The organism is Thiomonas delicata (assembly GCF_900088825.1).
GTDB lineage: Bacteria > Pseudomonadota > Gammaproteobacteria > Burkholderiales > Burkholderiaceae_C > Thiomonas_A > Thiomonas_A delicata.
Map to the genome: position 1 here is coordinate 369,713 of NZ_LT592171.1, position 12,453 is coordinate 382,165.

The following is a 12,453-nucleotide window of genomic DNA, read 5'->3' on the forward strand; positions in this document are numbered from 1 at the left end:
TCGACGTGATCACTGGCTCAGTTGTGCCGATGAATCAACAGCCCAGGGCGAGGGGACGGATGGCGTTTCCCACGGGGTTGTTCGATTGGCACGCGCTCATCGCTGGCAACACACACAAGGCCCTCGAGCGGCCCAGGGTGTCGTCGATGGCCCGCGCCGTGGCGTCGGCCTTGGACCGGAACGGGTGTTGCCTGACCAGCCAGGCGTGCAAGGCATCGAGCAAGGGTTGGCTTTTGTGCTGGCGCATGGCGGTGCGCGTATCGGGCGAATGCTCCCGAAGGGTCTGCTCAAGGCCATACAAGGCCCCGATGCGCCCAAGAGCCTTCTGAGATGGTGCTGCCGACGAGCTTGCGCGCCTCGAAGAACTTGCGCTGCAAGTGCGCCCAACATCCCCTTCGCGCATGGGGAAGCATCCGGCGCCTGCGCGTCGCCGCGCGGCATCGTCGCATTCCGTGCGGGTGGATGTCAGAACCCTACGGCCTGCCCGTCGCGCCTGGAGTCGCTCGCTGCGACATAGCCGTCCAGCGGGTCGTCCGAGAGCTTCCAGATGAACTGCCCCGCGCCGAAATCCATGTAGACGTCGGGATCGGCCGTGACCGCGTGGCCCATGGCGCGCAACGCTTCGACCCGGTCCCGGGCCGTCGTCGCCTCGCAGTCGATCGACAGTCCCGTGCCGACCTTCCAGCGCGGCGCATCGCAGGCCGCCTGTGGCTGCTGGGCATAGGTCAGCATGCGCACCAGGGTCTGCAAGTGGCCCTGCGGCTGCATATTGCCGCCCATCACGCCGAAGCTCATCTGCGGTTTGCCGTCCTTGGTGACGAAGCCGGGAATGATGGTGTGGAAGGGGCGCTTGCCGCCTTGCACGAGGTTGGGGTGCTCGGGCTGCAGCGTGAAGCCATGGCCGCGGTTCTGCAGGCTGACGCCGGTGCCGGGCACGACCACGCCGCTGCCGAAGCCCATGTAGTTGGACTGGATCAGGCTGACCATCATGCCGCCCTCGTCGGCCGCGCTCAGGTAGATGGTGCCGCCGCGCGGCGGGGTGCCGTGCTGGAACGCGGTGGCGCGGCGCATGTCGATGCGCCTGGCGCGCTCGGTGAGGTAGGCGTCGCTGAGCAGGTCGGCCGGCGTCACCGCAGTCATCGCGCGCGCGTCGCCGACCCAGCGGTAGGTGTCGGCGAAGGCCAGCTTCATCGCCTCGATCTGCAGATGCTGCGCCTCGAGGCTGTCCGCCGCGTATTGGCCGATGTCGAGCTTGTCGACGATGCCCAGCGCCATCAGCGCCGCGATGCCCTGGCCGTTGGGCGGAATCTCGTGCACGGTATGGCCGGCGTAATCCTTGGCGATCGGCGTCACCCACTCGGGCTGGTAGCCGGCGAGATCGGCCAGGGTCATGCTCCCGCCATGGTTCTTGGCGTGTGCCACGATCTTCTCCGCGACCTCGCCGCGGTAGAACGCCTCACCCTGCGTCAGCGCGATCTGCCGCAGCGTGGCGCCCGCCGCGCTGAACACGAAACGCTCGCCGGGCCGGGGCGCGCGTCCGTGCGGCATGAAGGCTTCGGCGAAACCGGGCTGTTCCTGTAACAACGGCACCTGCCGCGCCCATTTGTCGGCCACGATGCAGGCCACGCCGTGGCCGCGCTCGGCCAGTTCGATGGCGGGCTCCAGCAGATCGGCGAACGGCAGCTTGCCCAGGCGCCGCGACAGCGCGACCCAGCCGGCGATGGCCCCCGGCGTCGTCACCGTATCCCAGCCCCGCACCGGCAACGCGGCGCCGTGCCTGCGGGCGAAGTAGTCCGGATTCCACGCCGCCGGCGCCACGCCCGAGGCGTTGAGGCCGAGCAGTTGCGTGCCGTCCCAGACGATGGCGAACAGGTCGCTGCCCAGGCCGTTGGACACGGGTTCGACGATGGTCATGGCCGCGGCCGTGGCAATCGCCGCATCCACCGCGTTGCCGCCCTTGAGCAGCATGCGCAACCCGGCCTGCGCGGCCAGCGGCTGCGAGGTGGCGACGACATTGCGCGCCATCAGCGGACTGCGCAGGGTGGGGTAGGGGTTCTGCCAGTTGAATTGCATGGTCGGGATTCGTCAGGCTTGTTCCGTCGCGGTCCGCAGTTGCGAGAGCGCAGCCATCAGGTCGGCGAACCTTTCGCCTTGCACCATGACATGCCCGCGCAAGGCTTGCGCAGCGCGCTCGCCGTCGCCCGCCTTGATGGCGTCGACGATGGCCTGATGTTCGCCGAACGAGGCCTGCAGCCGGCCTTTGACGCGCAACTGCAGCCGGCGATATGGGCGCAGCCTGCGATGCAGCGTGGTTGCCTGTTCGCACAGGAAGCCGTTGTGGCTTCCGGCGTAGATCTGGTGGTGGAAGTTTTCGTTGAGGTGGTAGTAGGTGTCGGCGTCGCCGGCGTTGCGCGCGGTTTCGCAGGCCAGGTGCGCGGCTTCCAGGGCGGCGAGTTGGTCCGCCTGCATGCGCCGGGCGGCGTAGCGGCCGCACATGGCCTCGAATTCGGCCATGACCTCGAACATTTCGATCAGGCGCTGGGGGCTGAGCTGGGCCACGGTCGCGCCGCGTCGGTGCCGGATGTCGACCATGCCGGCGGCGGCCAGCTGCACCATCGCCTCGCGCACGGGGGTGCGCGAGACACCGAAGCGCTGGGTCAGTTCGGCTTCGTCCAGAGGCGCCCCAGGTGGCAGTTTCCCGGTGGCAATGTCTTCTTCGATGGACTCGCGCAGCCGGTCGGCGAGGGAGAGGGGTTCGTCCATGCGCCAATACTACTTGGACTTCGCGCGACGCGGTGGGCATGTTATGTGTCCTGGTAAACCCCAGATTGCGCATGCAATGCAATAAAACAAAAATACAAAAAACAGATTTATGTATTTTTCGGAGACTTGCACCTTTGACTTCCACCGCCACGCCACACCAAGCTGGCGTTCGCGCGCCGGTTTGGAACCAGCGCCGCGACGACAAGGCGCGGCGCTTGAGCGCCGTGGCGCATTTGGCGGACGGCTGCGTCTTGCCGACCTCGCGCATGGTCGAGGCACTGGAACTGTTGCTGGCGCCGGGCGACCGCGTGGCGCTGGAAGGCAACAACCAGAAGCAGGCTGACTTCCTCTCGCGCAGCCTGGCGCGGGTGGACCCGGGCCGGATCCACGGTCTGCACCTGCTCATCTCCAGCATCAGCCGGCCCGAGCATTTGTCCTTGTTCGAGGACGGCATCGCCCGGCGCGTGGACTTTGCCTTTGCCGGTCCGCAAAGCCTGCGCGTGGCCCAGCTGCTGGAGGACGGCAAGCTGGAGATCGGCGCCATCCACACTTATGTGGAGCTGTATGCGCGCATGTTCATCGACCTGACGCCGCATGTGGCGCTGGTCTGCGCCGACAAGGCCGACGCGCAGGGCAATCTGTACACCGGACCGAACACCGAGGACACGCCGACCATCGTCGAGGCCACGGCGTTCCGGCAAGGCATCGTCATCGCCCAGGTCAACGAACTGGTGGACGCGCTGCCGCGGGTGGACATTCCCGGCTCCTGGGTGGATTTCGTCGTGGTCGCGGATCGCCCGTTCGCCATCGAGCCGCTGTTCACGCGCGACCCGCGCCACATCACCGACCTGCAGGTGCTCATGGGGATGATGGCCATCCGCGGCATCTACGAACGCTACCAGGTCACAGCGTTGAACCATGGCATCGGCTTCGACACCGCGGCCATCGAATTGCTGCTGCCGACCTACGGCGCATCGCTCGGGCTGAAGGGCAAGATCTGCCGCAACTGGGCGCTCAACCCGCACCCCACGCTGATTCCGGCCATCGAGAGCGGCTGGGTGGAGAGCGTGCATTGCTTCGGCAGCGAGGTCGGCATGGAGGACTACATCGCGGCGCGTCCGGATGTGTTCTTCGTCGGCCGCGACGGCTCCATGCGCTCCAACCGCGTGCTGTGCCAGCTGGCCGGCCAGTACGGTGTGGATCTGTTCATCGGCTCGACGCTGCAGATGGACGCCGACGCCAATTCGTCCACCGTCACGCTGGGGCGGTTGACCGGCTTCGGCGGCGCGCCCAATATGGGGCACGATCCGCGCGGCCGTCGCCATCCGTCGCCGGCCTGGCTGTCGCTGATCACGGAGGACGCGCCGGTGGTGCGCGGGCGCAAGCTGGTGGTGCAACTGGTGGAGACCTACCAGAAGGGCGGCGTGCCGGCGTTGGTCGATTCGCTGGACGCCGTCGAGGTCGGCAAGAAGAGCGGCATGCCGATCGCGCCCATCATGATCTATGGTGACGACGTCAGCCACGTCGTCACCGAGGAAGGCATCGCCTACCTCTACAAGGCGCAGGGGCAGGAGGAACGCCGCGCCGCGCTGGCCGCGGTGGCGGGCGTCACCCCCATCGGCCAGCGCGCCGACGCCGCGCGCACGCGGGGCCTGCGCGAACGCGGCATCGTGGCCTATCCGGAAGATCTCGGCGTCAGCCCGCTGCAGGCCAAGCGCTCCCTGCTCGCGGCGCGCAGCATCGAGGATCTCGTCACCTGGTCGGGCGGCCTGTATCGTCCCCCGGCGCGGTTTCGGAGCTGGTGAGCATGGTCATGGCGACTTCGATGCGGCCCGCTTTGCAAACCCCCGCGTTGGCGACGGCGGACGACTGGGCCGACCGCGCGGTGCAGGCGCTGCGCGACGAGGCCCTGCTCACGCCCAAGCCCGCGCTTGTCGATGGTCGCGGCAGCGGCGCGCATCGCGATCTCGACCTGGCGCGCATGCTGCGCTCGGCCGAGGCCTTGCGCCTGCCCTTCGCCGACATGGCGCGCGCGGCGGCCGGTGCCAGGCCTTCGCCCGATCTGCGCGCGCGCCTGGCCGCCATCGGCCGCGTCGCCGAGCAGCGCATGATGATGGCCACCGACGGCAGCAATGCCCACCGTGGCGCCATCTGGGCGCTTGGCCTGCTGGTCGCGGCGGGCTCCATGCGTCTCGACGGCGGGGGGCCGGAACAGCTTGCAGCGACCGCCGCCGCGATCGCGCGTCATCCGGACCGGCACGCCCCGGGCCTCGATTCCCACGGTGCCCGGGTGTGCCGCCGCTTCGGGCTGGGAGGCGCGAGGGCCGAGGCCTGCGCCGGTTTTCCGCACGCCGTGCGGCTGGGCCTGCCGGCCTTGCGCCGCGCACGCGCCCAGGGCTACGGCGAGAGCCACGCCAGGCTGGACGCGCTGCTGGCCATCATGGCCCGCTTGCCCGACACTTGCTTGCTGCACCGCGGCGGGCTGGCCGCGCTGCGCGCGGCGCAGCACGGCGCGTGGGCCGTGCTCGATGCCGGCGGCGCGGCCACGGCCCGGGGCTGGCAAGGATTGATGCGCCTGGACGCCGACCTGCTGGAGCGCAACGCCTCGCCAGGAGGCAGCGCCGACCTGCTGGCGGTCACGCTGTTTCTCGACGGCATCGCACGGCAGGACGGTGGCGCGGACGGGGAAATCGGACGGGCACGATGGAAACATTGAATTTCACATTCGAGGCCGAGCGTCCGGTGGCGCACCGCGCCCATGTCGGCGTGGTCGGCTCGGGCGATCTCGAGGTGCTGCTCGAACCGGCTTCGGGCGCGACGACGACGGTGTGCGTGCGCACCAGCGTGGACGGCTACGGCGCGATCTGGCGCAAGGTGCTGGAGCGGTTTCATGCCCGCCATCGATGCGCGGCCAGGATCGAGATCAACGACTTCGGCGCCACGCCCGGCGTCGTCGCGCTGCGCCTGGAACAGGCGGTGGAGGCGAGTCAGGCATGAATGCGGCGCTGGACCGTCCGAGCTTCGTCGAGTTGGGCGCGCGCGAGCGCGCCGCCGCCGTGCTCGATCCCGGCAGCCTGCGCGAGCTGGTCGGGCCTTTCGACCGTCTGACCTCGCCCTGGCTGCCGCGCCAGGGCATCGTGCCGCAGGCCGACGACGGCGTGGTGGTGGCGCGCGGCACCCTGGGCGGCCGGGCCGCCGTGGTGCTGTCCATCGAGGGAGCCTTCCAGGGCGGCAGCATCGGCGAAGTCTCGGGCGCCAAGATCGCCGGTGCGCTGGAACTGGCCTTGCGCGACTGCGAGGCCGGTCGTCCGGTGCGGCCGGTGCTGCTGCTGGAGACCGGCGGCGTGCGCCTGCAGGAGGCCAATCTCGGCCTGGCGGCGATCGCCGAGATCCAGTCCGCCGTCGTGGCCCTGCGTCGCCATGTGCCTGTCGTGGCCGTGGTGGCGGGCATGGTCGGCTGTTTCGGCGGCATGTCGCTGGTGGCCGCGCTGTGCAGTCATCTGGTGATGACCCGCCAGGGCCGGTTGGGCATGAACGGCCCCGAGGTCATCGAGCAGGAAGCGGGGCTGGAGGAACTCGACGCCGGCGACCGCCGGCTGATCTGGAGCCTGATCGGTGGCGAGCAGCGCTGGGCCACCGGGCTGGCCGACGCCCTGGTGGATGACGATGCCGACCAAGTGCGCGACGCGGTGCTCGGCGCCTTCGACGCCCCCGATGCCGCGTGGCCGCGCAGCGCGCAGGTCGACGTCTATCGTCTGCGCATCGAACAGGCGGCGGCCATGTCCGAGCTGGACGGCCCTGCTTTGCGGGCATTGTGGCCACGCGAGACATGACACCCATGGACACGATTTCGACACGCGGCCGCGCCTGGTTCGACGCCTTGCGCGGTGAAGCCCCGGCATTGCCTGGTTTGCCGCCTTCGGTGCGCGCGGCCGACGGCCTGATCGGAAACCGCCGCGCGCGCTTGCTGGCCGTCGTGCCCGATCCCGACAGCCCCTATCCACGCGCCCGGCGCGGCGAGGTCGGCCTGCGCGAAGGCTGGGGCCTGGCCCAGGCCGTGCGCGAGGCCATGGAGCAGGACGCCGCGGGGCCGAAGCGCGCGCTGCTCGCCATCGTCGACGTGCCGAGCCAGGCCTACGGCCGGCGCGAGGAGATGCTCGGCATCCACCTGGCCTGCGCCGCCGCGGTGGACGCCTACGCCGCCGCGCGCTGGGCCGGGCACCCTGTGGTGGCGTTGCTGGTCGGCGCGGCCATGTCGGGCGCCTTCCTGGCCCACGGTTACCAGGCGCACCGCATCGTGGCGCTGGACGATCCGCGCGTCATGGTCCATGCCATGGGACGCGAGGCGGCGGCGCGGGTCACGCGGCGCCCGGTCGACGAACTCGACGCGCTGGGGGCGGCGAATCCGCCCATGTCCTACCGCCTCGCCGACTACGCGCGCCTGGGCTTGCTGCACAGGCTGCTGAGCGGGGTGAACGCCGACAACCCCGATGTGAACGCTCTCGGCGTCGTGCGGCAGGCCGTGCTGGAGGCGCTGGCCGACATCGGCGCCGACGAACGCGGACTCGGCGTGCGGCTGGAGTCGGCGCAGGCGCGCGACGGCCGCGCGGCGTCGCGCGAGGTGCGGCGGCGGCTCGCCGCGCAGTGGTGAGCGCCATGGTCGGGAGCATTGCGGCAGAGGGCGAATCCGATGGCTGAAACCCCGTTTGCGCTGCATGCGCCGCCGCGTTCGCCCGTTCCGGGGCGGGCGCCGTGGTCCGGTGTCGAGCCGCACGATCTGCTCCACCTGCGCCGGCCCGACGCGGTGCAGTTCGACGCGCCACCGCCGCCATGGGTGGGTCTCGCCTTGCGCCATGTGCCGTGGGTCGTGGTGCGCCGCGCCGCGGCGCGCGACGGTCTGTTGCCGGTGGGCATTCGTGGCGAGACGCGCGACTTGCGCTGCGCCGCATGGGTGGCGCCGGAGGACGTGGATCGCGTCTTGTCGCCGCACGCCCTGCGATGCCGCATCGCCTGCCTGAGCGCGGCCAGGATGTCGCTGCCGGCGGCCAGGGCCTTGGTCGCGGTGGAACGGGCCTGGGCGACCTGGGCCTTGCCCTGGGGGCCGGGAGGCAGTCTGGGTTTCGAACTGGCCACGGGCTGGCCCACGGTGGGACGGGACAGCGACCTCGACCTCGTCGTCCACGCCCGCAACCCCCTCTCACGCACCGAAGCACGTCGGCGGCTCGACGCCTTGCCGGCGCTCGGTGCGCGCATCGACGTTCAGATGGAAACCCCCGCCGGGGTCGTGGCGCTCGCGGAGTTCGCCGGGCAAGGCGACGGCGCCATCCTGCTGCGCGGCCGGCATGGCCCGCACCTGGTGCGCGACCCGTGGGACTGGATTGCCGCGGACCGGCCGCAGTAGGCGAGGGCACATGAAACTGGCCTATCTATGCCCCGGGCAAGGCGCGCAGACTGCCGGTTTCCTGCACCGCCTGCCGAAGCACGCCGCGGTGGCGCGAACCCTGGACGAGGCGAGCGGGGTTCTGGGGCGCGATGTCAGCGAGCTCGATAGCGCCGAGGCGCTGCGCTCGACGGTGGCGGTGCAACTGGCCGTCGTGGTCGCCGGCGTGTGCGTGGCCCGCGCCTTGCGCGACGAGGGGGTGCGCCCCGACGCCGTGGCCGGACTTTCCGTGGGCGCCTACACGGCGGCGGTCATCGCCGGCGTGCTGACCCTCGAGCAGTGCCTGCGCCTGGTGCGCCTGCGCGCCACGCTGATGGAGCAGGCCTACCCGCAGGGCTACGGCATGGCCGTGATCGGCGGCCTGCCGCAGCGCGCGGTGGAAGCCATGATCGAGGCCGCCTGCACCGGGCTCGAACCGCGGCGGCGCGCATATCTGGCCAATCTGAATGCGCCGGCGCAGTTCGCCATCGCGGGCGCCGACGAGGCGCTGGAGCGCGTGCTGCAAGCCGCGAGGATGCAAGGCGCGCGCCGCGCCGAGCGCCTGGATGTCGCCGTGCCCTCGCACTGCCCGCTGCTGGCCGGCGTCGCCACGGCATTGCGCGAGGCGCTGGCCGGCGAGCGCCTCGCCGAACCCGAGCTGCCGTATGCCGGCAACACCACGGCCCGTCTGCTGCGCTCGGCACGCGCCGTGGCGGCGGATCTGGCCGACAACGTCATGACCCCCGTGCATTGGCACGACGCCAGCCGTGTGCTGTTCGAGAACGGGGTGCGGCATTTCATCGAGCTGCCGCCCGGACAGGCGCTGACGCAACTGGCCCGTTCGGCTTTTTGCGACGCGCACGCACTCGCGGCGGAGCAGGCCGATCTGGCTTCGCTCGCCCTGTCCGCGCGCCGCGCGCAACGACATGAGGAGAACGACCGCAACCTTGAATGAGACAGCACGCCGGTTGGCGGCGTGAACCGGCAGGTCTCGCGACCCCCGCCGCCATGCGCAACGACTCGTGGGGCCGATGCCCCGCGACACACCGAAGGAGACATCAAGATGCAGAGCAATGTACTGACGGCAGCGGACCGACCGGCCCGCACGCCACTCAACCGCAACCAGATCACCGGGTTCTGGGCCGCCTGGTTCGGCTGGACCCTGGACGGCATGGATTCGATCATCTACGCCCTGGTCCTCGTGCCCGCGCTCACCGAGCTGCTGCCGAAATCCGGCTTCACCGCCACGCCCGCGCACATCGGCCTGGCGGGCTCCATCCTCTTCGCGCTGTTCCTGGTGGGCTGGGGCCTGTCGTTCATCTGGGGGCCGATCGCCGATCGCTTCGGACGGACCCGCGTGCTCGCCGCCACCATCTTCGGCTATGCCTTGTTCACCGGCCTGGCGGCGATGTCGCAGAACGTCTGGGAACTCGCCGTGTTCAGGCTGCTGGCCGGCGTGGGCATCGGCGGTGAATGGGCGCTGGCCGGAACGTATGTGGCCGAAGCCTGGCCGGAGGACCGGCGCAAGATGGGCGCCGGCTATCTCCAGACCGGGTATTACGCGGGTTTCTTCATCGCCGCCGCGCTCAACTACACGGTGGGGGCGCACTACGGCTGGCGCGCCATGTTCCTCTGCGGCCTGGTGCCGGTGGTGGTGTCCATCTTCACCCTGCTCAAGGTGCGCGAGCCCGAGCGTTGGGAAAAAATCCAAGACAAGCCGGTGCAGCGCAGTCCCTTGAGGACCATTTTCAATGCCGAATATGCGCGGCGCACCCTGGTCAATTCCGTGCTGCTGACGGTGGCCATCATCGGTCTGTGGGCGGGTGCCGTGTACGAGCCGGCGGCCATCATCCAGCTCGCCCTCAAGGAAGGCATGACCCACATCCAGGCCGTGCACATGGCCTCCATCGGCACCGGCATCCTGTCCATCGGCACCATCCTCGGCTGCCTGGCGCTGCCGGTGATGGCCGAGCGCATCGGCCGCAAGGGCACCCTGGCGTTTTATTTCCTCGGCATGGCGGTGTGCATCGCCCTCGGCTTCGGCTGGGCCTTCTACCTGCCCAACGGCCTGGACACCTTCATCACCGTGCTGTTCTTCCTCGGCTTTTTCGGCGGCAACTTCGCCATGTTCAGCCTCTGGCTGCCGGAGCAGTACGAGACCCGCGTGCGCGCCACCGCCTTCGCCTTCAACACCTCGATCGGACGCTTCATCGGCGCCGGCGTGAACTTCCTGCTCGCGGCGGCGATCGCCAGTTCCGGAACACTCGGCACGCCGGTGGCCTATACGGCGCTGGCTTTCTTGGCCGGCATCGCCGTCATCCCCTTCGCCATGGAGACCCGGGGTCAAGCGCTACCGCAGTGAGATGGAACGCCGAACCCATCGATAAAAAACCGCCCTTGGGCGGTTTTTTATCGGGGCATGTCGGCGGTGCTCAGACCCGGCCCTTGTATTCACCCGTGCGGGTGTCGATTTCGATCCGGTCGCCGGTGGCGACGAAGATGGGCACCGGGATTTCAACGCCGGTGGAGATCTTGGCCGGCTTGAGCACCTTGCCCGAGGTGTCGCCCTTGACGGCGGGCTCGGTGTAGATGACCTCGCGCACCACGCTGTTGGGCATTTCCACCGAAATGGCCTTGCCGTCGTAGAACACCACTTCGACCGACATGCCGTCTTCCAGGTAGTTGAGGGCGTCGCCGAGATTGTCCTTTTCCACTTCGTACTGGTTGTACTCGGTGTCCATGAACACGTACATCGGGTCGGCGAAGTAGGAATAGGTGCATTCCTTGCGGTCGAGCATGACGGGGTCGAGCTTGTCGTCGGCCTTGTAGACGACCTCGGTGCCGCCGCTGGTCAGCAGGTTCTTCAGCTTCATCTTCACCGTGGCGGCGTTGCGGCCTCCGCGGCTGTATTCGGTCTTTTGCACGACCATGGGATCCTTGCCCACCATGATGACATTGCCGGCGCGGATTTCTTGAGCGAGTTTCATAAATCGGGGGAGATCTGGATCTGTTGGAAAGTCAACGCGCCATTTTACCCGGCCGGGCCCTGGCCCGGCCTAGATCGGCAAGCCCTGGGGTTTGTGCGCCCGTACCGCTGCCAGAAGCTGGTTGGCCAAATCGGGCTGGCTGGCCAGGCGGTTGCACCAGGTGCGGGCATGGCGGCGCAGCTGGGGCAGCGCGGTCACGAAGTCGGTCCACGCCGCGTCCAGGTCCAGGCCGCGGTTCCAGGCGGTCCACAGCGCAATGATGGTGTCGCGCACCTCCGCTGCGGCGTCGGCCAGGTAGACATCGAAAAACGCCTCCAGTTTCTTGAGGTGGGCGCCATCGTGCTGCGGGTAGACGTGCCAGACCATGGGGCGTGCCGCCCATTGCGCGCGCACGAACGAATCTTCGCCCCGCACGATGCAGACGTCGGCCGCCCAGAGCAGTTCGTCGAAGCGTTCCTGCGGCATGTAGGGCAGGGCGCACAGGGTCAGGCTGCCGCGCACCGTGGTCTGCCCGGTGAGCAGTTCCATGTGCAGCCAATGGTTGACGGACTCCAGGATGGGGCCGGGGCAGATCCACAGTACGGTCGGCCGGTCGGCCGCGGCCAGGCCTTGCAGCCAGGTGTCGAGGTTGTCGCGCGCATAGCTGAACAGGGCTACAGTGGTGGCATGCTCGGGCGGCGGCGGCAGGCCCAGCGACCGCAGGGCGATGCGCCGTGCCGCCGGCATGGCCTGCCAGGCATCGCGCCGCGCGAGCAGGTCGGTCTCGCGGATCAAACCGCCCGTGGCCGGGGTGAAGCCGGGAAAGAAGAACAATTTGTTGATGCCGCCGGGCTGCGGCGAGGGCTTGAGGTGGCTGCCTTCGACCCAGGGCTCGGCGCTGAGATGCTCGAGGTTGAACCAGACCAGGCGTTCGCTGCCGCGTTGCTGGATGCGCTCCAGGAAGGCCGGCGCGAGCTTGCAGCCGAACAGCTCGACCACCACGTCGCCGGGATCGAGCTGCAGCTGCCGGCCCCAGTTGTACACCTGCACGCCGTCCACGCTTTGCTGGGCAAGGCGGGGGTTGACCTGCGGGCAGATGATGCGGAAGGTGTTCAAATCATCGACGAACAGCCGCACATTGCGGCCGTGCTCGTGCGCGAGCTGGCGCGCCAGCCGCCAGCCCACGCCGACGTCGCCGAAGTTGTCCACGACATGACAGAACAGATCCCAGGTTTCGCGTTGACTCATCAGCAAAGCGGCGCATGCGCCGGTAGTTCAGATGTTTACGACAGCCATTGTCGCCGT

Annotated in this window: 13 protein-coding genes; 8 read left to right on the forward strand and 5 right to left on the reverse strand. The window is 69.2% G+C overall.

Going from position 1 to position 12,453, the window contains the following annotated elements; all coding sequences use genetic code 11:
• Window positions 1–34: 34 nt before the first annotated feature.
• From THIARS_RS11240 to THIARS_RS11250, 3 genes are all read right to left on the reverse strand, one after another.
• The gene (locus THIARS_RS11240) at window positions 35–403 is read right to left on the reverse strand and encodes an IS66 family transposase (RefSeq protein WP_094161020.1); all 369 of its coding nucleotides are present in this window, start codon (window positions 401–403) and stop codon (window positions 35–37) included.
• Window positions 404–465: 62 nt separating this feature from the next.
• Window positions 466–2,073 carry a gamma-glutamyltransferase family protein gene (locus THIARS_RS11245; protein ID WP_094161021.1) on the reverse strand — a complete coding sequence of 536 codons (1,608 nt, stop codon included), beginning with the start codon at window positions 2,071–2,073 and terminating at the stop codon, window positions 466–468.
• Between the two features lie 12 nt (window positions 2,074–2,085).
• Entirely contained in the window at window positions 2,086–2,763 is a 678-nt protein-coding gene (locus tag THIARS_RS11250; RefSeq protein ID WP_094161022.1) for a GntR family transcriptional regulator, read from the reverse strand.
• Between the two features lie 71 nt (window positions 2,764–2,834).
• Here THIARS_RS11250 and mdcA point away from each other — a divergent pair, with 71 nt between their 5' ends.
• The 8 genes from mdcA to THIARS_RS11290 all read left to right on the forward strand — a co-directional run bounded on the left by mdcA (window position 2,835) and on the right by THIARS_RS11290 (window position 10,544).
• The gene (gene mdcA, locus THIARS_RS11255; protein WP_094161023.1) at window positions 2,835–4,568 is read left to right on the forward strand and encodes a malonate decarboxylase subunit alpha; all 1,734 of its coding nucleotides are present in this window, start codon (window positions 2,835–2,837) and stop codon (window positions 4,566–4,568) included.
• 8 nt (window positions 4,569–4,576) lie between these two features.
• Window positions 4,577–5,479: a triphosphoribosyl-dephospho-CoA synthase gene (locus THIARS_RS11260; protein WP_425444245.1), complete on the forward strand. Its 903-nt coding sequence runs from the start codon at window positions 4,577–4,579 to the stop codon at window positions 5,477–5,479.
• Complete coding sequence (locus THIARS_RS11265) at window positions 5,467–5,760, forward strand: malonate decarboxylase subunit delta (protein WP_094161024.1); 294 nt, start codon at window positions 5,467–5,469, stop codon at window positions 5,758–5,760. The genes THIARS_RS11260 and THIARS_RS11265 overlap by 13 nt, the downstream gene beginning before the upstream one ends.
• Window positions 5,757–6,596, forward strand: a complete 840-nt coding sequence (locus THIARS_RS11270) for a biotin-independent malonate decarboxylase subunit beta (protein ID WP_094161025.1) — start codon at window positions 5,757–5,759, stop codon at window positions 6,594–6,596. The genes THIARS_RS11265 and THIARS_RS11270 overlap by 4 nt, the downstream gene beginning before the upstream one ends.
• Before the next feature lie 5 nt (window positions 6,597–6,601).
• Window positions 6,602–7,414 carry a biotin-independent malonate decarboxylase subunit gamma gene (mdcE, locus tag THIARS_RS11275; RefSeq protein ID WP_094161026.1) on the forward strand — a complete coding sequence of 271 codons (813 nt, stop codon included), beginning with the start codon at window positions 6,602–6,604 and terminating at the stop codon, window positions 7,412–7,414.
• A gap of 39 nt (window positions 7,415–7,453) precedes the next feature.
• Window positions 7,454–8,164, forward strand: coding sequence for a malonate decarboxylase holo-ACP synthase (locus THIARS_RS11280; protein WP_094161027.1), 711 nt, complete (start codon window positions 7,454–7,456; stop codon window positions 8,162–8,164).
• A 10-nt stretch (window positions 8,165–8,174) separates the two neighbouring features.
• The gene (gene mdcH, locus THIARS_RS11285) at window positions 8,175–9,137 is read left to right on the forward strand and encodes a malonate decarboxylase subunit epsilon (protein ID WP_094161028.1); all 963 of its coding nucleotides are present in this window, start codon (window positions 8,175–8,177) and stop codon (window positions 9,135–9,137) included.
• Between the two features lie 108 nt (window positions 9,138–9,245).
• Window positions 9,246–10,544, forward strand: coding sequence for an MFS transporter (locus THIARS_RS11290; protein ID WP_094161029.1), 1,299 nt, complete (start codon window positions 9,246–9,248; stop codon window positions 10,542–10,544).
• Between the two features lie 70 nt (window positions 10,545–10,614).
• Here the strand turns inward: THIARS_RS11290 and efp are convergent, their stop codons facing one another.
• Together efp and earP are read right to left on the reverse strand one after the other, a co-directional pair.
• The gene (gene efp / locus THIARS_RS11295; protein WP_094161030.1) at window positions 10,615–11,169 is read right to left on the reverse strand and encodes an elongation factor P; all 555 of its coding nucleotides are present in this window, start codon (window positions 11,167–11,169) and stop codon (window positions 10,615–10,617) included.
• Window positions 11,170–11,238: 69 nt separating this feature from the next.
• Entirely contained in the window at window positions 11,239–12,396 is a 1,158-nt protein-coding gene (gene earP, locus THIARS_RS11300) for an elongation factor P maturation arginine rhamnosyltransferase EarP (protein WP_094161031.1), read from the reverse strand.
• Between the last annotated feature and the right edge of the window lie 57 nt (window positions 12,397–12,453).